The following is a 23892-nucleotide window of genomic DNA, read 5'->3' on the forward strand; positions in this document are numbered from 1 at the left end:
CCAAGGACGGTCACCCGGCTTTGCTGTAACCATGGCCGGCAGCGTCTGTCTGTAGGTCGTGACGGCGTTGCAGCCGCTCGGCCAGGCTGACGGTTTGCGGGCTCGGTTGGTCGTCGACCTCGGCGAGCCGTGTGGTGAGCAGGGTGAGGGTTCGTGGGATGGCGTCGAGCTGCCCGAGGCGTTCCTGCAGGCGCATGATGTCGCGGTAGATCAGTTCGTTGTGCGGATCGAAGGCGCGGGCGATCTCAAGGAGATCGAGGGTCTGCTGCGGGTCCTCGTCGACCAGTGCTCGCGCGAGCGCGGCGACGGCGTCGATGGCATCGCGGCGGATGGATTCCCGGGCGGTTTCAATCCATTCCGTACTCATGCCGTCGGCCAGGGGACCGGCGTAGCTCTCGACCGCGCGGCGGTTGGCGTCGATCCGGTCCTGCTGGTTCGTAGCCGCGCGCCGCGCTGCTACGGCAGCGGCGAAGCGGTGGTAATCGACCTCGACCAAGCCCGGATCGAGGCGGTAGCGACCCTCGCCGGTCACCACCACGTCGGAGAGCGCACCGTCGGTTGCGGCACCGATTGCGCGGCGGAGACGGCTGAGGCTGGTGTTCAGCGCGTTGGTCGTCTTCTCGGGAGGGCCCGCCGGCCACAGGGCCGCGATGAGCGCCTCGCGGCTGACGCCGTCCGGATGCAGGCTCAAGAACACCAGCAGTTCGCGCACCCGGGGTTGGAATGCCGACGTGACCTCGTTCTCGACACTCTCAGCCGCCTGAGCAGGCCGGGGCCGCCACCACACGCGCACCGGGCCCAGGACCGTGGCCCGCAGCGGCGCGAGCGCGTCCTGCTGGTTCCCGGTTGGGCTCGGCCGCTGCTGAGATGGAATCGGGACGAGCGGATCAGCGAGGTCGGCAGTGCCCCTGAGAATCTCCAGCCCGGCGTCGGACTGATCGCGGGCGCTCTGTCCGGCCCGGAGTTCGAGGCCGGGTTCCAGCTCGTCGGGGGTGTTGTGCCGGTCGCTCTCGTCCGGCGTTTCGGTCTGGCGTAGCAGGGCGAGCAGATCGGCGAGGTGGTCGTCACCGAGGCGGAACATCCGCATGCCGCGCAGGCGTTCGCCCGGGCCGGGATTGGTCGCGGACACGGTGCCCTCGGCTCGGACGTAGGCGGTGACGCCGGCGGGCCACTGGCCCAGCAGCAGCCCGGTGACACCGAAGCACGACCCGTTGTCCAGGACAGCCTGCAGCCGCTGCCGATGCCGTTCCGGTGCGCGCGCCACCAGCAGGACGGGAGGCCACGGCTCGGCTTGCGCGTTCGGCGTCTGTCGTGCGCGTGCCAGCGTCTCGGCTTCGAGCGCGTCCAGTGCCCCCTCGACGTTGGCGACCAGTTGCACACCTGCCGGTAGCTTCGATTGGTCCGTCCTGTGCCCCAGCAGCGCGTCCGCGTCTTCGACGGGACATATCACCCCTGCCCCGGAGTGCGTGGCCGCGGCGGCGACCAGTAGTGCTCGTGCCGCGGCTGGCGCACCCTCGCCGATGAGGCCGAGTCCATGGACTGAGGCGAGGTCCAACGCAACCTCCCGGCCGTCGCGCACACCGACGGGCAGTGTGCTGTCCTGCGCGAGCGGCGGTTCGGAGGCCGTTGGTGGCTCGCCGTAGGTGGTGTTGGGCTCGTCCTCGGTGGCTCGCAGGTGGGCCAGTCGTAGCTGGTACACCACTGGCGCGACGGGCAGGTCTGTGCGGTCGCCGCTGCCAGGACGGTAGCGACGACGGTGCCGGCGCCGCGCGATGAGCAAGGCCGCGCTGACCGCGGAGGCGAGTCCGAGCCCAACGAACAGCTCCTCGCCCCAGCGAAACCCAGCCTCTCCGGAAGCGCCAGGACGCGGCGGTGACGTGTCCTCGGCCGGCGGTGGTTCGGGTGTGGGGGGCGTCGGCTGTTCGGCGGGAGCCGCCGTGGTCGGCGGTGTGATCTCCGGGGGTGCGGTTGCGTCTGCCGGCAACCTGAACTCCTCGCCGGGGAAGATCAAGCTGGGCCGGTCGAACACGCCTCCGTTGGGCTGCCGTTTGCCCCTGTTGAGGTCGAAGATTTCCGGCCACCGATTGCCGTCGCCGAGCGTGCGCTGGGCGATGCGCCACAGCGAGTCGTGCACGCCGGTTACCGGGTCCGGCGCCATCGCCACCACCGACCTCGCCGCGACGATCCCGTCGGCGCTGCCGTGCTCGTGGTCTACGAGCCTCACAACGGACGTGGTGACGACTTCGGTGCTCGAGCTCGTCCCGGCGGTGAGGCCGTGGCCGACGCGGTGACCCACGATCGCGATCAGGATCGCGCCGATGAGAGCCCCCGTGACGTGGCGGAGAGGGCCGGCGGCTATCACGCCGGGGACGCGCATGTCGCGCGCAACCTCGATGGCGCAGCGGGCCACGTCGACCGTGAACAGCGCCCAGACCACCCAGCTGAGGCAGGCGAGGAAGTCCAGCAGGAAGTTTGTGGTCATCGGGCCGAGCAGCACGCCCTCGATATCCGCCAAGGTCGGCAGGTGGTCGGGCAGGGGCCACCCGATGAACCGGATGAGCGCCCAGGGCAGGCCGCCGAGCAGCGCAACAAGGATCACCGCGGCGAGCAACCCGCGAAGCAGCCTGGCCGCGACGACGACACCATGGCCGGCCCTACGCATCGAACGTCCAGTCATCGGACGCTCACGTGAGCTGAGCGACCTGGAGATCACGTGCGGGCGGCGCGGGCGCAGGATCACCCGATCGGCCGTTCGTCTGGGACGAACTGCGGGAACGAGTACCGAGCTTGCTCCCGGCCGGCTTCTTCCGCTTGGTTCGCGTGGTCTTGCGGCCGCTGACCCACTGCGTGAGGTCCGAGGCCTTCAGGTCGGTGAACCGCGCGAGTTCCTCGATGCTGATGACGTCCTCGGCATCGGCGACGATCTCGCCGAGTTGCCCCTCGACGTCCTCCAGCTGCGCGACGATCGCGGCACGGCGCTGGGCCAGCTGATTCACCCGCTGGGCGGCGGCTTTGCGCCTCGCCGTACGCGGGGCGTCAACGTCTTCGATGCGGTGTTCGACCTCTTCGTCGGTGGGCATGATCTCTTCTCCTTTCGTCATGGCTCGACGGTCGTGATTCCGCGTTGCGGGTGCGCACTTCCCTGTCCGTGTACGGACAGCGAGCTGATTCCGATCAGCCCGAGTAGCTGGGTGGGCTGGGAGCCCGTGACGGTCACCGTGACGGTGTCACCGGAAATCACGACCGCGCCCACGGCGCCCTCAGCGGTCAGATGGGCTTGGGCCCTGGCGATGGCTTGCGCGGGCACCAAGCGAAGGGTCCCGCTGTTGCGGTACGCGGCCAGGTCGATGGCTTGTGCGCCGGCGCGAGCGGCGGCTTCGGCTTGCCCGTTCGCCCGGACCTTGGCGGCCAGAGCGAGGCCGCCGTCGAGCGTCAGGCCGGCCAGGGCCAGGATGGCGGTGACCAGCACGACGACGAAGGCGGACACGCGGCCCTCGTCGGCCCGCCACCAGACGATCGCGCGCTCGATGGTGCTCCGGTGCTTCACGACGATGTCCCGGTGTTCGCCGTCGATCGCCACACGTCGACCGGCTCGGCAGCCGTGGCTGTCAACCGTTTCCCACCGGGCACGCCGAGGATGAGGGCGTCGCCGAAGTCGACATCGCAGGCGATGGTGACCGTCACGGTGCCGCCGGGGCGCAGGCCTCCGGTCGAGGTGGTCGCGGATAACGACCGGCAGGCCACACCCGCGTCGGCCAGGGCTGCGGCGGCCGTGGACTGGGCGGCACTGATCGCGGCAGTAGCGGTGCGCTCCATGCTCGCGGCGCGGGCGGCTTGATGGGCGGCGTCGTCGATGCGGATCCGAGCTTCCACCCCGCGGTGGATCACGACGCCGACGAACACCAGGAGCATGATCAGCAACGGGGCGACGAGCGTGATCTCGGAGGCGACCGACCCCTCGTCGGCACGCCACCAGACGATCCGCGCCTCCTGGCCGCGGAGTCCGCACCGGGGTGAGGTTCTGGTCATCGAGGTCATCCACTCGTCTCCGGAACGAAGCGTTCGACAGGACCGGCGGCCTCGGCATGTACGGGCAGCGTCAGGAACGGAACCACTGACGTGGCCGTCCCGGAGATCCGGACTGCGGCTGCAGCTGGGCCCCGGTCGGTCGACACGGCGGCGCCGCGCAGCGGACCACCTGCGAGCTGGCCGAGGAGTTGTTGCGCGCTGGCCGTGCCCGCCGCGGCGGTCCCGTTCTGCGAACGCGCGGCCACCAGGCCCTGCGAGGCGGCGGCCTGGGCGATGTGCGTGGCGTGCGACCACAGCGCGAACTGCACGATGGCCAGCAGCACCAGCAACAGCAGGGGAGTGGCGATCACCAGCTCCGCGCTCACCGAGCCGTGGTCGCCCATCAACGACTTGCGGAGCCGGACTCGCCACGAGGCGGGTCTCGCGCAGAGGATCTGCCTGCGGTTCATAGCTTCACATGTCGATGCTGTTGGCCTTGGACGTGACCTTGGCGACGATGATCGCGAGCACCGCGATGGCCGCGACGACCAGCAGCGCTGTCACGAGCACCGTTTCGGTCGAGTACCCGGCCTCGGGTTCACGCCGTAGCATGTCCACCCGAGCTCGGATGATGGTCCACAACGTGTCCCATTGTGAGGGCATCAGATTCTCCTCTCGTACGCCGGTTCAGAGTCCATTGAGGACCTGGACTAGAGCGGGGTAGGCGATGAAGGCGAGGAATCCGAGGAACAACGCCATCACCGGTAGCGACATCCGTTCGGTTGCCGCTTGGGTATCGCCCTCGGCTTCGGTCATCTGGTGGGTGCGCAGGGCCTGTGCCTTAGCGGCGAGGGATGTGCGGACCTTGGCGCCCTCGGTGCCGGCGAGGCTGACCGAGGCGGCGAGCTCGGCGAGTTCGGTCACGTCGAGTTCTTCGCCGAGCCGGCGCAGTGTCGCCCATGGGGTCGTGCGGGTCAGGCGGGCGGTGTCCAGCGCGCGGCGGATCTGTGCAAAGGCCCATCCGCGGCCGATGGCGACGGAGTCGCCGAGCGCACTGTCGACCCCGGCACCACCGGCCAGCGTGATCCATACCAGGTCCAGGTAGGCCGACAGCGCGTGCCGGAACCCGGAGCGGAGTTTCGCTGCTTCGGTGCGGACCTGCAGGTCTGGGAGGACGAACCCCGCCGCGGCGAGCACCAGACCGGCGATGATCGGAAACTCGACACCAAGGCCGAATCCGGCGATCGTGAGGAGAGCGCTCAACAGTGCCGGCAGGACGAGGCCGGCGACGGCGAGGGTGGCCTTTTCCGCCAGGTGGGTCGAGCTCGAGCGGCCGATCACCGCGAGGTCGCGCGCCAGACGGGGGCCGGGCAGGCCGAGGGCGCGCAGAGGCGCGACGGCCGGCCGACCGAGTCGTGCGGCCCAGCCGGCGTCCCCAGTGGTCAGGATCGGCTCGGGACTGGGTGGCGCGGTGGCGCGGGTCAGGACGACGCCCAGTGCGGGACGCGGCGGGAACAGGTAGACCGCCAGCGCCCACAGCCCGATGCCGACGCCCGTGCCGAGTGTGAGGGAGATGATCAGGGGGCTCATTCCTGCCTCCCAATGGCTAGTCGTGCGTCGCCGGCTGTGGCGAGGAACCGATCGGGCAGCGGGATACGGGCAATGCGGCTCAGCCAGGCGAACCCGGCCGCGAACAGACCGCCGATCCCCAGCAGCACGATCTGGCCGGCGGCGCTGTCATAAGCGCCCATGTAGCTGCGGTTGAGCAGCACCACGGCCACCGCGAAGGCCAGGGTGGTGCCCACGATGACCCGGACCGACGTGCGGGTGCGGGCTCGCCCGGCCTCAACACGCATCCGCATTGACGCCTGGCCGCGGGCCGCCTCGGCCAGCGACCCGAGGAGGTCGGCCAGCTGCCGGGTCTGGTGCTCGGCGGCCAGCAGCAAGGCGGCGATCACCAGGTCTCCGACCGGATCGTCCAACCGCTCGCCAAGTCGTCGCAACGCCGGAGCCAGACGCTCGCCGTTTTCGATTCCGGCCGCCAGGTCACCCACCTTGGCCCGGATGGCCGGTGGGGCCAGGGGCGCGGTGGCGAGGACGGCTTGTTCGAGCCCTGCGGCGGCCGACAGCGTGTCGCGCAGCATCTCCGTCCAGGTCGCGATCGCTTCGATGCGGGCGATTCGACGGGTGTGCTCCGGGTCCCCGCCCAGGACGCGGGGCAACCCCCAGCAGGCGAGCCCGGTGAGGACGCCGCCAACCAGCCAGCCAGTCAGCAGACCGGCTGCCAGCCCGGCAGCGATCGCGATACCAAGCCGGAGCGAGCGACGCGGGTCGGCTGGATACTCGGGACGGCGGATGCGGCGGGGGAGGTGAGTGCCGGTTCCCCGAAAGCCGAGGACGACCAGCAACAACCCGAGCCCGGCGCCGGCGCCGAGCAGCGCGGCGATGCCAGTGGTCGCGGTGAGAGCGACGGTCATGGCGCCCACCAGCCCTCGGGGTTTTCGAGCACACCGGGGTCGAATCCGGCGTCGACCAGGTCGTCGAGCGTGTCACCGCGCAGGGCGCCGGCAACGGGGCACGCGCGGCGATCCGGACCGGGCCGGTAGACCTCGTTGGAGATGATCTGCGGTCCGTCGGCGCCGACTACTTCGCGGATCGAGGACACCACGCGGGTTCGTCGGTCGTCGGCGCGCGCCAAGTGCACGACGAAGTGCACCGCCGAGGCCACGAGCAGGTTCGTTGCCTCCAGCGGTAGCCGTTCCGCGCCCTGAGCGGCATAGGAGGCGAGTCGGGTGAAAGCGATCCGCGAGCTGGACGCGTGCAGGGTCGCCATCGACCCGTCGTTGCCCTGCGACATCGCGTTGCACATCGGGATGACCTCCGGCCCGCGGATCTCCCCGACGATGACCCGATCCGGGCTCATCCGCAGACCCCAGCGGACGAGTTCGGCCTGGGAGATGGCTCCCTCGCCTTCGACGTTGGGCTCGCGCGCTTGGAAGGCGGTCACGTCGGCGTGGATGTCGGGGTCGTGGTCCAGGCCGAGTTCGAAGGCGTCCTCGATGGTGACGATCCGTTCCATCGGATCCATTTCGGAGGCCAGCGCCCGCAGCAGCGTGGTCTTGCCCGCACCTGTGCCGCCAGTGATCAGGATGTTCTTGCGTGCCTTGACCAGCGCGCGCAGGAACTGCTCAAGGCCGGGATCGAGACTGCCGCGCAGCCGGAGGTCCCGCAGGGTGACGGTGAGGTAGCCGTGGCGTCTGATCGACAGAGCGGTCACGCCGCCGGCAGTCAGCCCCATCACCGCGAACAACCGCTCCCCGCCCGGCAGCTGGAGGTTGACTGCTGGGGAGCCCTGGTCGAACCGTCGTTCCTGACTGCTCGCCCGCGCGGCTAGCAGCCGCACGAGATCGGTCAGCTCCTCATTGGACGACGCGATCGGGCCCACCCGGGCGCGACGGCCGTCGTTGTACTGCACGAAAACCCGGTCGTAGCGGTTGGCGTTGATGGTCTCCACCGCCGGGTCGTCCAGCAGCGGCTGCAACCCCGCCATGCCGAACAGCTCGTTGACGACCTCGGTCACCACCCGCTGCTCGACCTCGCGCGGAAGCAACTGCCGGCCCGCGGCCAGTTCGTCCTCCGTATGCCTGCGCAGGGCGTCGTCGATGATTCCGCGGGCCAGCTCACGGCGCGCCTCGCGCGTGGCGGTCGTCCCGGTGCGGTCCTGCTGGTCGGCGACTCGCTGAGGCAAATCGGCGTTCAGCCGCTCACGGAGATACTGACGTAACCGGCTCACTGCGTCCAACGGCTCGGCCGGGCGGCCATCGGTAGGCCAACTTGTCGGCGACCTCCTTGGGGCTGCGCCATTGACCGGCTGTTGGTTCGCGGTTGACGGCGTCACGATGACTGCCCTCCGACGGAGGGTGCTGGGCGGACACCGGTGGGCGAGACAGCGGCGGGCGGGACACCGGGGACCGCGTGCAAAGCCGGGACGGGCGTGTGCATTGGGGGCGGTTCGGGTGTGGCCGGGTGTCCACGGCTGGCGAGTTCGCCGGCAACCTTCTCTGCGAAACGCCCGAGCGCCGAACGGGAAGGTCCCCATCGCGATGTTGCCGGCCGGCCGCAGAGCACGGCGGCACCACGTGGATCGTGAGGTACCCGCCCCAGCGGCGGCACCCCGAGTTCGCGGGCGACCTCTGCTTCGGAATAGCCCGGGCCGACCAGCAACAAGACGGGGTTCGGGCTCCATCGGGCCACGGTGGGCAGTCGTCGTGGAAGGTGCGCGAGGTCGTCGGCGTGAGCACGTGACAGGAGAACGATCGCGTTGGAGGAGCGCGCGATCGGCAGGCCGGGCGAGCCAGGATCCACGCGGCCGCAGTCTGCGATCACCACGACGTCGGGCTGGGCGGCGACCTGGCGCAGCAGATCGAGACCGCTGGTTTGATGCTGTGCCAACGCGGACAGTGCCGCACGGGCCTGCTCGGCGTCCGGGGGAGCGGCGATCACGCGCAGCCCACCAGGGAGGCCTTGGGTGTGCTGCCACACCAGGTCGGCATCGCCACCGCGGCGTGCTGCGGCTGCCAAGCTGACGAGACCGGGCGTCGACGCCAGAGAGAACCGCAGGGCGAGATCACCCCCCGAGGGGTCGGCCTCCACCACCAAGGCTCGGGCAGAGGGCCAGCGGGCGGCCAGGGCCACGGCGAACGTCGTCGCGCCCGGAGAACCTTTCAACGACAGGACCGAAACCAGCATCAGCGTCCTCCCGCAGCGAGCATCACGACTGACAGCTGCCCGGCCGGAATCGCGGCGACCTGACGCGCGGCGGTTTCGGGCAGCTGCACCGAGACCACCGTCGTCTGGTCGTTCGGCGTGCCGGCCACATTGGTGACCACCGCGGGCCAGACCATTCCGCCGTCAACGGGTGGACTGGCCGCGGTCCCGGCTGGTGCAGACACGAACACCACGGCGACACGGGCGCCGGCGGTGACCTCCGGCGGGAACTGGCCGGGCTTGAGCGCAAGAGCGGCGATCGCCTGACCGGCGCCCGGGACCGCGGCATCGCCGACCGAGCGCGGGGTCAGCAACGCCCCGGCCGTCAAGCTCGTCGCCATCGGCCTGCCGACCACCGTGGCTGCTTGATCCACTCCGACCACGGCCACCGCGGGGTCGAGTGCGAGGTTGACCTGCCGCAGGTCCTGCGGGGTCAGGACGTGGCCCACCGGTACATCGCGGGCGAGCGCGAGCACTGCCCGCCGGTCGCCCGAATCGAGGGAGAACAGCACGAAGCCGCCCGCGCACGCCAGTACCAGGAGGAGGCCCAGGAGCAGGTGCGGGAGACTCCGGCGTCGGCCGGTCCCGCGGAAGCGCCGGGCGTTCTTGCGGTCGCTGACCCACGGGCCCGGCGCTGTATCCGGGCGGGTCGTGGTGTTGGTGCTCACGCCGATACCTCCCAGAGGCAAGGGGGTAGTGCGCCGCGTCGCCGAAGGGAATCAGCGAGCGGATCGGGTCGGGTATTGGGCGGTCAGCCGCCTCCGTTGTTCAACGCCTGTGACTCCGCGACGCGGAAGCTCGCGGTGCTTGTCGTGGTCATGTCCGGGAACGTTCCGCCTTGACCGCCGCCGGACCAGGTGACCGTCCAATGCACGGTCGCGGTCACCCCGAAAGCGTGTCCCGGCTGTCCTGCCGAGGAGCGGTGGTAGACGTAGCCGCAGTCCGGCGAGGGTGCCGCCGGGTCGACACCTGCCGTATACGGGGTGCCGGCGCCGTTGCAGGCGACGGTCGAGCCGTCGCCCATCGACCAGGTGACGGAGCCGGGCGTCGCTGTCGCCGTCACCGAAACACCGGGCACGGCGGCGGTCGCCGACACCGGACCCCAGCCACTCGACAGCCACATCCAGGTGGGCAGGTTCACCAGCTGGTCGCCCACCGGGTTCGCGGAGATCGTCGGCGAGGGCAGCCGCAGCTGGCGGCGCGCCATCTGCGCCAGCTCTGCGGGTGATGGCAGCTGCGCTGCTCCGGGCTGTTCCCCGTCCGGGATCCACACGGGAGGCCGGTACAACGTGTCGGCCGAGCCTTCTCCCGAGCACTTCCACACGTACCAGGCGCCCGGTCCCTGTGCGGGTTGCCCGGCTTGGGCGGGAGCAGGGCGCGGCAATGCCACCGGCACGACGCCTCCACTGCTTGGTCGAGGCTTGTGCGTCACGGGGAACGCGCCGCCGCTGGGCGGCTGGTAGTCGCTCTTCACATACGAGCAGCTCGCCATGTCGGCATCGCCGCCCGTGATCGTGTCGCCGGGATTCGTGGGTTTTCCGTTGCCTGGCTTGGTTCCGCCGCCAGGACGCCCGGAGTTGGGGGCCCCGGCTCCTGGAGCCTTCCCCGGGGTGCCGTTGGTGCCCGCGCCGAGTTCACACGCGGGCGTGGGCGTTTGGCTGCAGGTCGTGCTTCCCCAGCCGCCGCCGGCGACGGCAGGAGCCGCGAGGCCGAGCACGGCCACGGCGAAGACTCCGGCGACGACGGCGGTCCGGCGCATGGTCAGCACGTCCCCGCGTCGTGAACGCCGTAGTCGGTGACCTTCCACGAGCCATCGGCCTGCTTCTCGACGATCGCGTTGATCGCATGCCGGCCCCCAGGCTCGTCGTCCGCGAGCTGACCGTTGTCAGCCCGGTACTTGAGCCAGTTCGTGGAGTCGCCGCAGTCGGACACGATGATCTTCACGGGGTCGCCTGCCGGTTCGACCGAGGACACCGTCGGGTTCAGGATCGGCTGTCCCTTGGTCACCAGGCCGTTGTAGTGGTCTGCGTAGAGACCGCGGGACAAGTTGGTCAGCGCGAGGCCGGTCGCATGATCCCCAAGCTTCGGAGACTGCCAGTCCGATGTGATCCCGGCCTGGACGAAGTCCGCCCACATCGCCCGGTATGCCGCCAGCGCCTCCTGCTTCGCCTTGTCCTCGCCCGTCGGGGAAGGACTGGTGCTCACGGCAGCTGAGGGAGCCGGGGCGGCGGTCGACGGTCCGGACGCGAGGTCCGTCGGATCGTCGGGAGTGCATGCCGCGAACAAGACGAGACTGGTCACCCCCGTGACCGCCCATCCGCTCAAGGAGTGACGTGGTCTCCCCTGCACCGTGGTACCCCCCACCACTACCGCTTGATCACTGTTCACCAGATCAAACTTTCTACACCACGGTCCCCCTGTGGCCGCAATGGTCACGTCGCACTGACTTTGAAGTCGGCATGGCTTCAACTAAGAAAGGTTCACCCTTTCGGACGCGTGGTGTGAACGTTCGAGGCTTGCGTCCGGTATTCATGGCGGCTAGGAATCGCGACAGTTTCGCGCGCATGATCACCGGGGTTTCGATGAATCCGCTTGCCTTGACCGGCTGGGTTGCCGTCGGTACCTGCGTTGGTGCGGCGATCGCGATGTGCTCGCGAGCGTTGGTGCGGACGAGGGTGCTGAGCGTGGGGGAGCGCGCGGTGTCAGCCGGCGCGACGGCCGTGGCGTTCGCAGCCGCGGCCTGGCGTTTCGGCTGGGGGATCGACCTGGTGGCCTACAGCTCGTTCGCGGCGGTGTCAGTGGTCTTGGCGTTGATCGACATCATCGAGCAACGCCTGCCCGGTGTGCTGATCCTCGTGGGCGTCCTCGCGGTGGGGGCGAGTTTCGTCCTTGGGTCGGTGCTTGTGGCGGGTTACGCCGACTTGTTCCGGGCGGTGGCCGGGATGTGTGTTCTGGGCGCTTGCTATCTCGTGCTCGCTCTCGCCCTCGGGGGACTTGGTGCCGGGGACGTCAAGCTCGCCGGGCTCCTTGGGCTCGCGCTGGGTTGGCAGAGCTGGGGCGTCGTCCTGGCCGGCACCGTACTGGGGTGGCTGCTCGCTGGAATTGCACGCGCGGTCTTACGTGCCACGGGGCAGGTACCTCGTGGCGCCCCAATGCCTATGGGGCCCTATCTTGTGCTGGGTGCGTGGTTGGCAATCCTGTGCGACCTCGCGCCCTAGACAATTTGGAATAATCTGCTAACGGCTTTTTTGGAGAACCTGCGGAACTATTCCAACAAGCTCGCCAGTGTCGATTCGCGATTAACGCGGTTGGCCGGGCTCAGCGGTCGCGCCAGGCGAGGGGTGACAGGGAGACGGCTGCTTCGGCGACGCGTTGGGCGGTTTGGGCGGTGAGGCCCTTGAGGGCGCTGTCGATCCAGCCCTGGACACGCTGGACGCCAATCTCGCGGTACTCGACGGCTTGGAGGAGCATCTCCAGCTTGTCCGCGTCGCGGGCGCAGCGGGCTTCCGCGCTCTCGGCTGTCTCGTACTCGTCGACGGCGTCCCGGACGGAGGCGCCCGCGGCCTCGGGCAGCCCGGCGGTCTGGTCGGCGGTGATGTGCCTGGGGTCCGGTTTGGTGAGGTAGGGCTTGACGGTGTGGGGGAGGTCGCCGGTGCGGGTTTCCTGGGTGTCGTGCCAGAGGGCGAGGTAAGCGGCGCGGGCGGGGTCATCGCCTTCCTCAGCGGCCAGCAGTCCGGCGAGCTGGGCGACACGCAGAGAGTGCTCGGCCACGGATTCGGGGTCGCGGACGCCGGCGTGCCACCAGCCCGAGCGTCGGATCCGCTTGAGGATGCCGAGCTCGTAGCCGAAGCTGGCCATGGCGGTGGCGTCTGACACGCGCGGTTCTCCTAACGGTCGGCGATGCGGCGGGCGTAGTGCAGGCCTGCGAACTGGTCCCGCTCGGTGCGGGTGAGTTCGTCGGTGGACAGGCCCACCTCGACGGCCTCCTCGAGCGGCGGGCGCAGGTGAGGCCAGTCGGTCAGCAGTGACGGGCGTGAGGCTATCAACGTGTACAGGGTGTGCTGGCTCAGCACGTGCACGCCGCCCCAGGATCGGGGTCGGTCGAGCTCTGTGATCAGGCCGCGCAGCAATGACGCGACCTGGGATTCGTCCCGCCAGCCCGCGCCTGGTCGGCACACCATCTCGAAGCGGGAGCGTCATCGAACACAAGTTCGATGACGTGTTAGCCTCGGGGTATGAGCGTGGAAGGCCCCGGCGGTGACCAGTACGACGGCCTCGCCTACTACCGCGTCGATGCAAACGGTGAGCGGCTCATCGTCCTGCCGGCGACGTGCAGGGCAGGCCGGCACTCTCTCGCTGCGTCGGGGTATCGGGCTGTTGTCGGCAGTGCCGAGATCGCTGTCGAGTGCCAGGCGTGCCGGGCCGAAGGCGCTTCTCCGGCTGCATGGCGTCTCGGCACTTCTGGGTCGGTGGCCGCGCGGGCCGAGCTCGATGACCAGCCGTACCTAGGCCGCCGGAGGTGGTCGGAAGCGGCGCCGACGGGGCGGAAGTAGGAGGCTGCAGATGCTGCACACCCCCTACACGCGCTTCACCGGCGACGCCGACCACGGGCGGATCCCGGTCATCACCCCGGTCTGGGTTCGGCTGGACGCCATCTATGCGCGCGTCCCAGGAGCGCCCGCGCACACCGTCGTCACCGGACTGGACATGACCAGCGAGGTACCCGGTCGCCTCACGGGCTGGTTCTCCACCGCGAAGGGGGACTGGCTCGGTGTCGTCGACTTCGACATCCCCTATGCCGACCCGCGGCGGAACAAGCTCGAGGTCGTCGACCAACTCGTCCCGGCCTACGCACTACGCCGCCGCGGCGACTGACCGCGGTCGGCCTCACGCGGTGCTCAACTCCCGCAGAAGAGCATCGAGGCGCTGGCGAGTCTCCTCGGCTGTCAGTGCCAATTGCTCCAGCTCGGCCTGAACCCGTCGATAGCGCCTGACCAGCTCGCGATCGGTGAGGACGGTTGCGGCTCCGAGATGCTGGATGAGGACCGCGCCATCGTCATCCTCACGGTCATAAAGCACAAACCCGCCGAGACGGCCGTCATGCCAGTCGGAACCGTCGGGCACGAGGCGCACCACGGCTGATTGGCGGTCGAGGGTGTCGATTAGCCGCTCGACCTGTTGCGTCATAACGTTCGCTCCGCCTACCCGCCAGGTAAGAGCTGGTAGACCGAGGAAAACTTCATACTTCTTCCGCGTGTCCTCGAACAAGGCTTTCTGGCGTTCGGCTTTGGAGGTCACGCCGCTCGTCTCATCTGTGACGCGGCGAGCGTAAGCATCGGTTTGCAACAGATCGGGGATGCGGAGTGGTGACCATTCCACAATCGCGGTCGCTCGGTGCTCGACCTTGAGTGCGTCGGCGGCCCGATCAGAGATGCCGAAAAGACCGCGAGTTCCACGGTTCGGGTTCACCCACTCGGCGACCTGAAGCAGATCCGCGCGTGCTTGGCCCGTGATGCCCAGGGAGTCAGCGAGCGCTTTGGTCTGATCGACGGTGGGGAGGAGCGTCCCGTCGAGCCAGCGACTGACAGTCGCGTGGGACACGCCGACCTCATGGCCGATCTTTCGAGTGGTGGGACGTGGCGCGCGAGACAACCAGTGCGAGCGCAGGAGACTCGCGAGCGGTTGGTCGTGGAGCGACGTCGCCGCTCTGGGGCGTCTCGGCATGAAGTCAAGAGTACCGAGAGAGAGCTCGGGGTCATAACGACCCGTATGGGCTATTGCCCCTTCTCGTTCAGGCAATGCACCGTCGTTTGGTACGTAACAACGCGACAAACTTGAGTTGTGAAGGGAAGAATCATGTGGCGGCGGTTTTTGCGTATTCGCAACGCGTTGACTCATCACGGCAGAGGCTCTCGGTCGCAGCATTGTCGCCGCCACGCGAAGCCCAAGCGTGTCAAGGTTGCACTCAACGAGGAGAACGGTTGGGGACGCGTTCGCGGGAGTTGGCGATGACGGAGCGGCAGCGATCCCCGGAATACCTCTACCGGGTCGCTTTCGAGAAGCTCAAGGCTTGCATAGAATCCGGCGAGCTCCCGCCGAACACACCCCTTCCGGCTGAAAAGCGTCTGGCGGCGGAGTTGGGCTTCTCGCTGGGGACGGTGCGCCGTGCGACTCAGCTCCTCCGAGACGAGGGCCTTGTTGTCACGGTGCCATCGAAGGGGACGTTCGTCTGCGAGTCTCGAGCGCGGCCGTGCGAGGAGCCGGACTCGCGAGAGTGAGTCTGCCTGGGGTGGCTTCGGACGTGTCTCAGTCCTGTGTGGATTCCGTCCGCCCAGTGATCCAGAGTGCCCCTGCCGCCCTGATCACCCCTCGCGGCGCGGGCCTTCAGCCGAGAGCGGTCCACCGCCATGTAGGCGAGCTCCTGCGCCACGAAATACCCCGTCGCCCGCGGTGAGTAGGAGGGTACCCAGCACCCCGAACACGATATTCACCACCGTCACCACGGCCGGCCCCACCACCCCGCCGCTGGGTCGTGCTCAGGCCGTATCAGCGGGTCTGCGTCATCCAGGGCGGCGTCGCCCGTATTTCGAGACGGGTCCATGATCCTCTCGCAAGAGTTGCTATCGCACTCGTGGTGGTCGTGCTGCTCGCCGCCTTCGCCTGGGGTCTGGACAACCTGTAGCGCCGCTCGGACGTTGCGGGCGGGCTCGCAGGTGATGCCTGTTCGCGGCTCGGCGTGTTCCGGCGACGGCAAGTGGCTATGGGTGATGTCAGCCGAGCACGGTGGCAGGAGTTCTGCTCGTGGGCCAGCCGTGGATGGCGAAGGGTTGGCCGGTGAGGTAGGCATGGATGCCGGCGGCGGGGTAGTCGATCAGGTTGGTGGGGAGGTTGTCGAGGGGGAACCAGTCGATGGCGGAGCACTTGTCGGGTTCGCGATTGACTGGCGTTCCGGTCCAGTGGGTGGCGAGGAAGAACAGGCCGAGGCGGGGCTCGACGCCGGATCCGTTGACGTGGAGGGTGTGGACGTGGTGCAGGTCGTCGGGGTTGATGAGGACGCCGACTTCTTCTTGGGCTTCTCGTGCTGCGGCGTGGAGGACGGATTCGCCAGCGTCGAGTTTGCCGGAGGGTAGGTGCCATCGCCCGTTGAAGGTGGCGTTGGGGTCGCGGCGGCGGGCGAGCAGGAGGTTGCCGTCGTCGACGAGGAGTACGTGTACGTCGATGAGATGTCGGTCGGCCACGCGGTGAGGCTACGCGGTGGCTTGTTCCGGTCGGGGGAGGCGGGCCAGTGGGGTCAGCTTTCGGGTGATGATCTGGACGAGTTGGTCGGTCGACGTGTGGGTGGTGTCGAGCGCGAGCAGGGCTTGGCCCTGCGTCTTCAGGTAGGTGGCGGCGTCGCGGTACAGGGCGGCTTCGGTGCGGCTTGAGATGATGTCGGTGTGGAAGCGGCTGTGCGCGCCGCGGCGGCGGACGCGCGCGGCGGCGACGGCGGGATCGGCGGCCAGGATGATCGTGAGGTCGGGTGGATCGGCCGCGTCGTTGAGGTGGTGGATGAAGGCGGGTGGCACGTCGTCCATGGATTGCAGCACGTAGGAGGAGGCGACGTAGCGGTCGCAGAGCACGATGCGTCCGGCGGCGCGGTGGGGCTGGATCTCGGTGCGGAGCTGGTGGTAGCGGTCGGCGGCGACGAGGCAGGCGAGCTCGTAGCCGCGGTAGGTGTCGGTTCCGTGCCGGGCGATTTCCCCGAGCTGGGCGCGGGAGGGTTGGGTGGTGGAGTGCACGGCGTAGCCATCACAGGTGAGGCGCTCGGCGAGGGCGCGGGTGACGGTGGTTTTGCCGGTTCCGGCAGGTCCGTCGACGGCGACGAACAGGCCCCGGTGGCGGGTCATGCGGCTTTCCGAGCGTGTTGTTCGCGGGCGAGCGTGACGAGGTGGGCGCGGATGTAGTCGATGGGGGCCTCGGCCAGGGGCAGGTTGACGGAGAAGTTGAACTCGTCGCGGTCGCGGAGGGTGTCGTCCAGGCCCGCGTCGGTGAGGTCGACGTGGCTGTAGTTGAGCAGCTGGCCGGGGGTGTAGCGGCCGGTGGCGAGCAGGTGGTGCCAGTCCGGGGTGCCGGGATACGGGCGGTATTCGAAGGTGGAGGCGCGGAAGGTGCCGGGCAGGGTGTCGGTGAGGTCCCACAGGTCGTGGACGAGGCGGACGGTGGTGTCGATCTCGTCGCGGGTCTCGGTGGGCAAGCCGAGGATGAAATAGCCCTTGACGTTGATGCCGCGTTCGGTGAGCCGGCGGCACACGGTGCGGGCCATGGTGGGGTCGATGCGCTTGTCGATGCGGTCGAGCATCCGCTGACTGCCCGATTCGATGCCCAGGGCGACTTCGCGTAAGCCGTTGCGCGCCAATAGGTCGAGGGTGGTGTCGCTGGCTCGGTGCAGGACGTTGATCCGGCCGGTGGCGTCCCAGACGGCCCAGTCCCCGACCCGGTCGGCGCGGAAGGCGGTCATCATCTGGTCGATGACGCGGCGGGCGCCGAGGAAGAGGTCGTCGACGAACCGGAACGCGCTCACACCATCGCCGCGGAGGTGCTGCATTTCGGCGAGGATGTTGTGCGGGTCGCGGGTGCGGATGGTGACGTCGGGGTTGGCGGAGACGGCGGCGCCGCAGAAGGAGCAGTTGTAAGGACAGCCGCGCGCGCCGACCATGTTCGCCTCCCGGCGTCCGTGGTCGTGGTGGGGGTCTTGGGTGAGGTAGCGGCGGTCGACGAAAGGCAGGGCGTCGATGTCCGGCGCCAGATGATGACTGCTGTCCTGGCCGGTACCTCGAGCGACGGTGCCGGTGGTCGGGTCGAGCCAGAGGACGCCGGGAAGGTGAGCGCGGCGCTGGTGGTCGTCGAGGAGTTCGGCGACGCGGGTTTCGGCTTCGCCGAGGACCAGCGCGGTGCAGCGGGCCATGCGCGGGTCGGTGAGGATCTCGGTGGGCATGGCTTTGGCGTGGTGGCCGCCGAGCAGGATCTTGATGCCGGGGTGCAGGCCGGCGGCGATGCGGGCGCTGAGCTGGTAGGTCGGGGCGAGCAGGTTGAACCCGACCCAGCGGGGCGCGAGGTCGTTGACGAGCCGGGTGGTGGTGTCGATGCCGAGGCCGTGGGCTTCGGCATCGAGCAGGCCGACGTTGAAGCCGCGGGAGGCGGCGTAGGTGGCGAGGTAGCCCATGCCCAGCACGGGCAGGGTGAAATCGTTGACCCGGGGGCGTTCCGTGTAGTCGCGCAGGGGCGCGTTGACAAACACCGCGTCCAGGGTGCGGGTGAGGTCGGCGCCGGCGATCAGGTCAGAAAGCGGCGGCTCCGGCGGTGTTGGCATGGCGAACTCCCCAGGCAAGTGTGAGTAGCGTCCAGCTGGACAGCTGGACGCCCGCCAGCTCCCGCCACACAGCTGCGAACTCCGGTTCGGAGTCGGGCCAGGCCCGTTCGGGGGCGAGCCGGCGGGCCCAGGTGCGGACGGCGAGGTCGGCGAAGGGATAGAGGGCGTAGTCGTTGGTCAGGTCGGCGACCGTGGCGCCGGCCGTCCACGGCCCGATCCGCGGCACGGTCTGAACCTCATCCCGCAGCAGCAGGGGGTCGAGGCGGGCCAATTTGTCGCCGTGCTCGAGGTAGGCCGCGGCCGCGGCTTGCAGGGGGCGGCGTTTGAACGCCATCCCCAGCCGGGCGAACTCGGCCTCCGGCAGCTCCAGCACGGTCTCGGCGGTCGGGAACAGCCACAGCGGGCCGTGTTCGGTGTGGACGAGCTGGCCGTGGGTCTGGCTGAACAGGCGGTAGAGCTTGCGTGCCTGCCCAGCCCGGATCACCTGCCGCACGATCGAGGTGGCCAGCGCGTCCCACAGATCCGGGTTGCGCCAGCGCCCAACGCGGCCCGCTTCGCGCAGGGGCAAGACAAGCTCGTCGGGCCCGGCCAGCGCGCTCGGATCGACGACCTCGAGGACGGGACGTTCTCCGGACCCGGTCAGCGGCTGCGCGTCGGTGGCGTACCCGCTCGGGTTCCGCCGGCAGGTCAGCAGCCACACGACGTCGCCCTGTCGCACCACGCGCAGGAAACCCTCCGCGGCTGGCATCCAGGCGGGGTGATCGGTCATGACCGCATCGACGAGCACGGCGGCGTCCCTTCTGCTACGCGGTTTCGGGCGAGCGTCGGTTGGTTTACAGCCGGCGGAGCCCGTGGAGGACCCGGCTGGCCGTGCACGCGCGGCACCACGGACGGATCGAGGCGACGGGCACCGGGACGCAGGCGACACCACACTCGGCGAGCCCGAACGAGCGCCCGCGCACGGTGAGCCTGGTGGTGTTGCCCGCCAGCACGACGTGACGGTAGCGGTTCCACACCCCCAGCCACGCCACCGCCTCGCCGCCCGGGCTGCTCATCACCGGTCGGTGTCATCGTCGCTCCAGTCGATGACCCGGCGCAGCAGCCGGTCGGCGCTGCCGATATCGGAGCGCCACGCCGTGCCGCCGTCCGAGCCCGGCGGAGGTGCGAAGTCGGCGCGGAAGCGGGCCGCGCACGACCACGGCACCTGGCCAGGACCGAGGTGGACGTAATCGACGAACCTGCCGACGCGGCGTCGCGCCAGCAGCATCCCCGTCGCGTGACTCGCCGAGAACCGGAACCCCGCCGCCTCAGCGGCCGCACGCACCGCGGGGGACAGGTACTCATCAATCTCGGGACGCTCGGCGGCTACGGTCTGTGTTCGGGACATGTCACCAGCGTGGCGCCCGGGTGCTGCCGTGATAAGGGCATTCTGCGGGGCATCCCGGGGCAAACAGGGACATCCGCGCTGGTCTGCGAGCTACAGTGGGATGGGATCGGGAGGGGATCATGGACGAGCCGAACGACAAGCTGCGCGCCGCGCAACCCCCTCCCGGCGCGCGCCGGGTGAACCCATGAGTCCGGGCGAGCTGGCTGACGAGGTGAACCGCTACCTCTGGGACACCACCGGGCAGCGCTACCAGCTCGACGGGCACGCCATCGCCCGCTACGAACGCGGGAAGGTCCGCTGGCCCAGCGCCCCCTACCGAGCCGGACTCCGCGCGGTCCTCGGCGCCGGCAGCGACGCCGACCTCGGCTTCCGCCCAACCAGACGCGGCACCACCGCCGATACGCCGCCCACTCCCTCGCACGCAGGTGAGCTCGGCGCCGTCACCCTCGGGCATTCCCCTGCTGAGTTCCTGGCGGCCACGACGGTGGAAACGCCGGTCCCGTCCAGCGTCGGCCGGACCGACGTCGAGCAGGTCCGCACCACCACGCGGGCGGTCGCGCTCGCCGAGAACCTCTTCGGCGGCGGCCTGTCCGCCGAAGCCGCCCTTGGCCAGCTGCGCTGGGCGGGCAACCTCCTCGACGCCCGCGCCAAGACCGACGTGCGACGCGACCTGCACGAAGCCGTCGGCAACCTGGCCGGCGTCGTCGCATTCGCCGCCTTCGACATCGCCGACTACCGCGCCGCCGACCGCTGCTTCGCCTTCGCGCTCTGGGCGGCCGAGCAGGCCGGATCCTGGGCACTCCGCGCGAACACGCTGGCCGACATGTCCCGCAAAGCCGCCTACCTCAACGACCTCGACGACGCGCTCTCCCTGATCGAGTTCGCCCAGGTCCGCGCCGACCGGCTCACTCCCACCGCCCGCTCCATGCTGTGGACCCTGCACGCCCGCGTCCTCGCCCTCACCGGACGGCACCGCGAAGCCGAAGACGACATCCACCGCGCCGACGAACACTTCGCCCACCGTGATCCAGATGCCGACCCACCCTGGCTGGTCTACTACGACGACGCCGAACACCAAGGCAGCACCGGCAAAGCCCTCATCCCCCTCGCCCGCCACCGCAAGCAGCCCGAACTCGCCGCCGGTCGACTGCAAGCCGCCATCGACCGGCAAGGCGACTCCTACCCCCGCTCCCGCGCGTTCTCCCGCACCCGGCTGGCCGCCCTGATGATGGCCGTCGGCGACATCGACGAAGCCGTCACCATCGGCCGCCAGGCCGTCGACGCCGCGGTCACCTTGCGATCACGGCGGGTCGCCGACGAACTCCGTGGCCTGGCACTGGCCTCCCGGAAACACGCGCAGGTCAGCGATGTTCGAGAACTGCAGCGCGGGATCGCGGCCGTGACCAACACCTTCGCCTGAGACCATGCACGGCGTGACGACCGACTCGAAACCCGCGTGGGACGTACTCGGAGCCGCGGCTGCCGAAGCCGGAATCGAGATCGAGGGTGCGCAACTCATCCGCGACGGCTCCAACGTGATGTACCGGCTTTCTGGGGGCATCGTCGCCAGGATCGGCCGCCCCGGCACCGCCGACACGGCCCGCCGAGAAGTCGAGACAGCCACCTGGCTGGCCAGCCACGGCATCCCCGCAGTCAAGGTCGTCGAGGACCTTCCGCAGCTCGTGGTCGCCGCCGAGCGACCCGTCACCTGGTGGCACCTGCTCCCGCCCCACCGCCCGGCCACCCCAGGCGAACTCGCCACGGTGCTCAAGGCCGTCCACAGCTTGAATGTCCCAACCCGCCCAGAACTCCCGCTGCACAACCCGTTTACCGACATCGCACCTCGCATCCGCGCAGCGACCAGCATCAACGCCGACGACCGCGACTGGCTCCTGCAACGGCTCGACCAGCTCCAAGCCGACTACCGCCAACTCGAAACGACCCAAGACCGGTACGTCCTCCACGGAGACGCTTGGCAAGGCAACGTCGCCGTCCCCGACGACGGCCGACCGATCCTGCTCGACCTCGAAGCGTTTGCGATCGGCCCCAAACAATGGGACCTCGTGCAAATCGCCGTCGACTACACCGACTTCGCCCGCCTCACCGACGCCGACTACAAGGCCTTCCTGACGGCCTACGGCGACAACGACATCACCGAAACCCCCGAGTTCCGCACCTTCGCCGACATCCAAGAACTCCGCTGGGTCGCCTTCGCAGCAAGCAAGGCCGCCAGCAACCCCGACGCCGCCCGCGAGGCTCAGCATCGAATCGCGTGCCTACAAGGGGAAGAGTCACGACCCTGGACATGGTCGGCACTCTGACAGGACGAGCGGTCTAACGCCCGAACTTATCAGTCGTGCGCTTGGACTCCCACCGGTCGAGTTGATGCAAGTCGACATTGTCGTAGCCAAGCGCAGCCATTGCCTTCCTGATGAGCTCCAGGCCAAGGCCGGCCTCGTGGAATGGCACCTCAGGTGGAGGTCGGTCAGCGGGGCGAACACCGTCGACGCCAGGCCCGCCACCAGGGTCACTACGGTCAACGCGCCTACCCGGCGGGGCCCCGTACCAGCGGGTCAGCGCGGCGAACGCCGGCGGGTACAGCGTCGCGCTCATCGCCATCCCGCCCAGCAGCCAGGCCGCGACGAACCAGGCGAGGTTCTGCGCGGCCGCGATTGCCACCACCGGGGGCACCGCGAGGATCGAACCGCCGGTCATCAGCTACCGCGGACCGTGCCGGTCTAGCCACCGGCCCACCGGAATGCCGGTGAGCGCGGCGACCAGCTGCCCGGCTGAGGAGCCCGCGGTGATCCAGGTCGGCGACCACCCGGTCGCCTTGGCGATGTCGGTGGCCAGCACGGGAAAGGCGTAGTAGAGCACGCCCCAGCTGGTGATCTCGGTGACGGTCAAGGTCGCCAGGACCCGGCGCAGCCGGCCTTCGATAGGGAACCGGGCTGCGCGGCGGCATCGACCGTCACCGGTCCGTCGAGGGGGCGGACAGCGAAATGAGCTCCGGCTCGGCCGGGGCGCCGCAGCATCCGCCGGCCGGGGTGTCAGCTGCGGGCTCGTCGAACAGACCCGCCCCGCCGCACACCCCGGTTTCGGCCAGCACCAGCTCCACCCGCCCGGCCGCCTCGTGGTCACCAGCCAGTGCCGCCGCGATCGAGCGGACCTGCTCGTAGCCGGTCATCGCGAGAAATGTCGGGGCGCGGCCGTAGCTCTTCATCCCGGCCAGGTACACGTTCGGTTCGGGATGCGCGAGTTCCTTCGCGCCGTGGGGGTAGACGGTGCCGCAGGAGTGCACGTTGGGGTCGATCAGCGGCGCGAGCGCGACCGGCGCCTGCAGGGTGGTGTCCAGCTCCAGCCGCAGCTCCGACAGCCACGACAGGTCCGGCCGGAACCCGGTCACCACCACGACCTCGTCAACCGGATCGATCGTGCGCCCGTCCGGCGCGCGCAACACCAGCAGCCCCTGCTCGTCACGCTCCACCGCCTCGGTGCGGAACCCCGCAACCACCTGAACCAGCCCGGCGTCCACGGCCTCCTTCGCGCGAAGACCCAGCGCACCGCGGGCGGGCAGCTGGTCGGCCTCACCGCCACCGAACGTGTTGCCCACCGAGCCGCGGCGCAGGATCCAGCTGATCCGCGTGCCCTCGTCGCGGGCCAGGTCGGTCAGGGCAACCAGCGCCGTGAGGGCGGAGTGCCCGCTGCCTGCGACCGCCACGTGCTTGCCCGCGAACCGCTCCCGGAGCACCGGGTCGTGCAAGTTAGGCACCTGGTAGGTGATGCGGTCGGCGGCGGCCCGCTCGCCGAGCGCCGGAAGTCCGTCGCCGCCTAGCGGGTTCGGGTTGGTCCACGTTCCCGAGGCGTCCACCACCGCCCGCGCGGTGATCAGCTCCTCCCGGCCGTCGCGGTGGCGGACGTGCACCGTGAGCGGCTCGGTGTCGCGACCGTGGTCGACCATGCGGTCCCGGCCACGTCGGGCCACCCCCACCACCTCGGCACCGAACCGCACCCGCTCGCCCAGCGCGGCGGCCAACGGGGCCAGGTAGCGCGCGACCCACTCCTGCCCCGTCGGGTAGCCCCCGGCGGCGGGGCGCTCCCATCCGGTCGCCTCCAACAGGCGGCCGGCCGCCGGGGCCACCAGCTCCGACCACTGCGAGAACAAGCGCACATGGTTCCACTGCGCCACCGACGCGCCGGCCTGCGATCCGCGTTCGAGCACCAGCGGCTCCAGACCGCGCTCCAGCACCTCGGCAGCAGCCGCCAGCCCGATCGGCCCGGCCCCCACCACCACGACGGGCAGCTCGCTCATCCCGACCCCTTTCATCGATCCAGCTCGATTGAGCACCGTTCCGCCAGACTCTATCGACCGGTGTCGATT

The 23892-nt window shown here is 69.6% G+C and carries 28 protein-coding genes and 1 pseudogene; 5 read left to right on the forward strand and 24 right to left on the reverse strand.

What is annotated here, in order from left to right:
• Positions 1–10 precede the first annotated feature (10 nt).
• The 13 genes from IE290_RS04360 to IE290_RS04420 form a co-directional block, all read right to left on the reverse strand.
• A complete protein-coding gene (locus IE290_RS04360) occupies positions 11–2677 on the reverse strand; it encodes a BTAD domain-containing putative transcriptional regulator (RefSeq protein ID WP_229874173.1) in 2667 nt (888 codons plus the stop codon).
• Between the two features lie 7 nt (positions 2678–2684).
• Positions 2685–3080: a hypothetical protein gene (locus tag IE290_RS04365; RefSeq protein WP_191243169.1), complete on the reverse strand. Its 396-nt coding sequence runs from the start codon at positions 3078–3080 to the stop codon at positions 2685–2687.
• Between the two features lie 17 nt (positions 3081–3097).
• Complete coding sequence (locus tag IE290_RS04370; RefSeq protein ID WP_308431323.1) at positions 3098–3580, reverse strand: hypothetical protein; 483 nt, start codon at positions 3578–3580, stop codon at positions 3098–3100.
• The gene (locus tag IE290_RS04375) at positions 3544–4029 is read right to left on the reverse strand and encodes a TadE/TadG family type IV pilus assembly protein (RefSeq protein WP_191243170.1); all 486 of its coding nucleotides are present in this window, start codon (positions 4027–4029) and stop codon (positions 3544–3546) included. The genes IE290_RS04370 and IE290_RS04375 overlap by 37 nt, the downstream gene beginning before the upstream one ends.
• Positions 4030–4034: 5 nt before the next feature.
• A complete protein-coding gene (locus IE290_RS04380; protein WP_191243171.1) occupies positions 4035–4478 on the reverse strand; it encodes a TadE/TadG family type IV pilus assembly protein in 444 nt (147 codons plus the stop codon).
• A gap of 4 nt (positions 4479–4482) precedes the next feature.
• On the reverse strand, positions 4483–4671 hold the full coding sequence (locus tag IE290_RS04385; RefSeq protein WP_167096519.1) for a hypothetical protein: 189 nt from the start codon (positions 4669–4671) through the stop codon (positions 4483–4485).
• Between the two features lie 24 nt (positions 4672–4695).
• Complete coding sequence (locus IE290_RS04390) at positions 4696–5589, reverse strand: type II secretion system F family protein (protein ID WP_229874325.1); 894 nt, start codon at positions 5587–5589, stop codon at positions 4696–4698.
• 5 nt (positions 5590–5594) lie between these two features.
• The gene (locus IE290_RS04395; RefSeq protein WP_191243173.1) at positions 5595–6485 is read right to left on the reverse strand and encodes a type II secretion system F family protein; all 891 of its coding nucleotides are present in this window, start codon (positions 6483–6485) and stop codon (positions 5595–5597) included.
• On the reverse strand, positions 6482–7810 hold the full coding sequence (locus IE290_RS04400; protein ID WP_191243953.1) for a TadA family conjugal transfer-associated ATPase: 1329 nt from the start codon (positions 7808–7810) through the stop codon (positions 6482–6484). The genes IE290_RS04395 and IE290_RS04400 overlap by 4 nt, the downstream gene beginning before the upstream one ends.
• 92 nt (positions 7811–7902) lie before the next feature.
• Positions 7903–8757, reverse strand: coding sequence for a CpaE/TadZ family protein (locus IE290_RS04405; RefSeq protein ID WP_191243174.1), 855 nt, complete (start codon positions 8755–8757; stop codon positions 7903–7905).
• Positions 8757–9443, reverse strand: a complete 687-nt coding sequence (locus IE290_RS04410) for an SAF domain-containing protein (RefSeq protein ID WP_191243175.1) — start codon at positions 9441–9443, stop codon at positions 8757–8759. The genes IE290_RS04405 and IE290_RS04410 overlap by 1 nt, the downstream gene beginning before the upstream one ends.
• An 83-nt stretch (positions 9444–9526) precedes the next feature.
• Positions 9527–9982, reverse strand: coding sequence for a hypothetical protein (locus IE290_RS37685; protein WP_229874175.1), 456 nt, complete (start codon positions 9980–9982; stop codon positions 9527–9529).
• Positions 9983–10536: 554 nt separating this feature from the next.
• A complete protein-coding gene (locus IE290_RS04420) occupies positions 10537–11076 on the reverse strand; it encodes a hypothetical protein (RefSeq protein WP_229874177.1) in 540 nt (179 codons plus the stop codon).
• Positions 11077–11339: 263 nt separating this feature from the next.
• Here IE290_RS04420 and IE290_RS04425 point away from each other — a divergent pair, with 263 nt between their 5' ends.
• A complete protein-coding gene (locus IE290_RS04425; protein ID WP_229874179.1) occupies positions 11340–11993 on the forward strand; it encodes a prepilin peptidase in 654 nt (217 codons plus the stop codon).
• A gap of 100 nt (positions 11994–12093) precedes the next feature.
• Here IE290_RS04425 and IE290_RS04430 read toward each other — a convergent pair whose 3' ends face one another.
• Together IE290_RS04430 and IE290_RS04435 are read right to left on the reverse strand one after the other, a co-directional pair.
• Positions 12094–12633: an HD domain-containing protein gene (locus IE290_RS04430; protein ID WP_191243956.1), complete on the reverse strand. Its 540-nt coding sequence runs from the start codon at positions 12631–12633 to the stop codon at positions 12094–12096.
• Between the two features lie 29 nt (positions 12634–12662).
• Entirely contained in the window at positions 12663–12854 is a 192-nt protein-coding gene (locus IE290_RS04435; protein WP_191243177.1) for a hypothetical protein, read from the reverse strand.
• Between the two features lie 484 nt (positions 12855–13338).
• Between IE290_RS04435 and IE290_RS04440 the strand changes: the two genes are divergently transcribed.
• Positions 13339–13650, forward strand: a complete 312-nt coding sequence (locus IE290_RS04440) for a hypothetical protein (protein ID WP_191243178.1) — start codon at positions 13339–13341, stop codon at positions 13648–13650.
• Between the two features lie 12 nt (positions 13651–13662).
• On the opposite strand, the gene IE290_RS04445 is transcribed toward IE290_RS04440, so the two are convergent.
• Positions 13663–14376: a DUF5753 domain-containing protein gene (locus IE290_RS04445; protein WP_191243179.1), complete on the reverse strand. Its 714-nt coding sequence runs from the start codon at positions 14374–14376 to the stop codon at positions 13663–13665.
• Positions 14377–14783: 407 nt separating this feature from the next.
• On the opposite strand from IE290_RS04445, the gene IE290_RS04450 reads away from it, so the two are divergent.
• Entirely contained in the window at positions 14784–15053 is a 270-nt protein-coding gene (locus IE290_RS04450) for a winged helix-turn-helix domain-containing protein (RefSeq protein ID WP_191243180.1), read from the forward strand.
• 492 nt (positions 15054–15545) lie between these two features.
• On the opposite strand, the gene IE290_RS04455 is transcribed toward IE290_RS04450, so the two are convergent.
• Genes IE290_RS04455 through IE290_RS04480 form a run of 6 tightly spaced genes read right to left on the reverse strand, consistent with a single transcriptional unit; the run spans position 15546 to position 19511 of the window.
• Positions 15546–16013, reverse strand: coding sequence for an NUDIX hydrolase (locus tag IE290_RS04455; RefSeq protein WP_191243181.1), 468 nt, complete (start codon positions 16011–16013; stop codon positions 15546–15548).
• Positions 16014–16022: 9 nt separating this feature from the next.
• Positions 16023–16661 carry a dTMP kinase gene (gene tmk / locus IE290_RS04460; RefSeq protein ID WP_191243182.1) on the reverse strand — a complete coding sequence of 213 codons (639 nt, stop codon included), beginning with the start codon at positions 16659–16661 and terminating at the stop codon, positions 16023–16025.
• Entirely contained in the window at positions 16658–18124 is a 1467-nt protein-coding gene (locus tag IE290_RS04465) for a B12-binding domain-containing radical SAM protein (RefSeq protein ID WP_191243183.1), read from the reverse strand. The genes tmk and IE290_RS04465 overlap by 4 nt, the downstream gene beginning before the upstream one ends.
• The gene (locus IE290_RS04470) at positions 18093–18911 is read right to left on the reverse strand and encodes a DNA glycosylase family protein (RefSeq protein ID WP_229874181.1); all 819 of its coding nucleotides are present in this window, start codon (positions 18909–18911) and stop codon (positions 18093–18095) included. Before IE290_RS04470 ends, IE290_RS04465 begins: the two co-directional genes overlap by 32 nt.
• Positions 18912–18957: 46 nt before the next feature.
• Entirely contained in the window at positions 18958–19179 is a 222-nt protein-coding gene (locus IE290_RS04475) for a hypothetical protein (protein WP_191243184.1), read from the reverse strand.
• Positions 19179–19511 carry a hypothetical protein gene (locus IE290_RS04480; RefSeq protein WP_191243185.1) on the reverse strand — a complete coding sequence of 111 codons (333 nt, stop codon included), beginning with the start codon at positions 19509–19511 and terminating at the stop codon, positions 19179–19181. The genes IE290_RS04475 and IE290_RS04480 overlap by 1 nt, the downstream gene beginning before the upstream one ends.
• Before the next feature lie 184 nt (positions 19512–19695).
• Here IE290_RS04480 and IE290_RS04485 point away from each other — a divergent pair, with 184 nt between their 5' ends.
• Together IE290_RS04485 and IE290_RS04490 are read left to right on the forward strand one after the other, a co-directional pair.
• On the forward strand, positions 19696–20931 hold the full coding sequence (locus tag IE290_RS04485; RefSeq protein ID WP_191243186.1) for an NsdA family TPR-like regulatory protein: 1236 nt from the start codon (positions 19696–19698) through the stop codon (positions 20929–20931).
• A gap of 4 nt (positions 20932–20935) precedes the next feature.
• A complete protein-coding gene (locus tag IE290_RS04490) occupies positions 20936–21832 on the forward strand; it encodes an aminoglycoside phosphotransferase family protein (RefSeq protein ID WP_373300387.1) in 897 nt (298 codons plus the stop codon).
• A 165-nt stretch (positions 21833–21997) separates the two neighbouring features.
• Here the strand turns inward: IE290_RS04490 and IE290_RS04495 are convergent.
• Positions 21998–22451 (reverse strand): annotated as a pseudogene (locus IE290_RS04495) (MFS transporter); the annotation flags it as partial.
• A gap of 31 nt (positions 22452–22482) precedes the next feature.
• Positions 22483–23823, reverse strand: coding sequence for an NAD(P)-binding domain-containing protein (locus IE290_RS04500; protein ID WP_191243187.1), 1341 nt, complete (start codon positions 23821–23823; stop codon positions 22483–22485).
• Positions 23824–23892 lie beyond the last annotated feature (69 nt).

It is taken from the genome of Amycolatopsis deserti, from assembly GCF_014653945.1.
GTDB lineage: Bacteria > Actinomycetota > Actinomycetes > Mycobacteriales > Pseudonocardiaceae > Amycolatopsis_E > Amycolatopsis_E deserti.

What these genes read in the sequence shown, in the direction of transcription:
- IE290_RS04360 (WP_229874173.1), bottom strand. Translation starts at nt 2,677, where the DNA reads ATGACTGGACGTTCGATGCGTAGGGCCGGCCATGGTGTCGTCGTCGCG.
- IE290_RS04365 (WP_191243169.1), bottom strand. Translation starts at nt 3,080, where the DNA reads ATGCCCACCGACGAAGAGGTCGAACACCGCATCGAAGACGTTGACGCC.
- IE290_RS04375 (WP_191243170.1), bottom strand. Translation starts at nt 4,029, where the DNA reads ATGACCAGAACCTCACCCCGGTGCGGACTCCGCGGCCAGGAGGCGCGG.
- IE290_RS04380 (WP_191243171.1), bottom strand. Translation starts at nt 4,478, where the DNA reads ATGAACCGCAGGCAGATCCTCTGCGCGAGACCCGCCTCGTGGCGAGTC.
- IE290_RS04385 (WP_167096519.1), bottom strand. Translation starts at nt 4,671, where the DNA reads ATGCCCTCACAATGGGACACGTTGTGGACCATCATCCGAGCTCGGGTG.
- IE290_RS04395 (WP_191243173.1), bottom strand. Translation starts at nt 6,485, where the DNA reads ATGACCGTCGCTCTCACCGCGACCACTGGCATCGCCGCGCTGCTCGGC.
- IE290_RS04405 (WP_191243174.1), bottom strand. Translation starts at nt 8,757, where the DNA reads ATGCTGGTTTCGGTCCTGTCGTTGAAAGGTTCTCCGGGCGCGACGACG.
- IE290_RS37685 (WP_229874175.1), bottom strand. Translation starts at nt 9,982, where the DNA reads ATGGCGCGCCGCCAGCTGCGGCTGCCCTCGCCGACGATCTCCGCGAAC.
- IE290_RS04425 (WP_229874179.1), top strand. Translation starts at nt 11,340, where the DNA reads ATGATCACCGGGGTTTCGATGAATCCGCTTGCCTTGACCGGCTGGGTT.
- IE290_RS04430 (WP_191243956.1), bottom strand. Translation starts at nt 12,633, where the DNA reads ATGGCCAGCTTCGGCTACGAGCTCGGCATCCTCAAGCGGATCCGACGC.
- IE290_RS04440 (WP_191243178.1), top strand. Translation starts at nt 13,339, where the DNA reads ATGCTGCACACCCCCTACACGCGCTTCACCGGCGACGCCGACCACGGG.
- IE290_RS04450 (WP_191243180.1), top strand. Translation starts at nt 14,784, where the DNA reads ATGACGGAGCGGCAGCGATCCCCGGAATACCTCTACCGGGTCGCTTTC.
- tmk (WP_191243182.1), bottom strand. Translation starts at nt 16,661, where the DNA reads ATGACCCGCCACCGGGGCCTGTTCGTCGCCGTCGACGGACCTGCCGGA.
- IE290_RS04465 (WP_191243183.1), bottom strand. Translation starts at nt 18,124, where the DNA reads ATGCCAACACCGCCGGAGCCGCCGCTTTCTGACCTGATCGCCGGCGCC.
- IE290_RS04475 (WP_191243184.1), bottom strand. Translation starts at nt 19,179, where the DNA reads ATGAGCAGCCCGGGCGGCGAGGCGGTGGCGTGGCTGGGGGTGTGGAAC.
- IE290_RS04480 (WP_191243185.1), bottom strand. Translation starts at nt 19,511, where the DNA reads ATGTCCCGAACACAGACCGTAGCCGCCGAGCGTCCCGAGATTGATGAG.
- IE290_RS04485 (WP_191243186.1), top strand. Translation starts at nt 19,696, where the DNA reads ATGAGTCCGGGCGAGCTGGCTGACGAGGTGAACCGCTACCTCTGGGAC.
- IE290_RS04490 (WP_373300387.1), top strand. Translation starts at nt 20,936, where the DNA reads ATGCACGGCGTGACGACCGACTCGAAACCCGCGTGGGACGTACTCGGA.
- IE290_RS04500 (WP_191243187.1), bottom strand. Translation starts at nt 23,823, where the DNA reads ATGAGCGAGCTGCCCGTCGTGGTGGTGGGGGCCGGGCCGATCGGGCTG.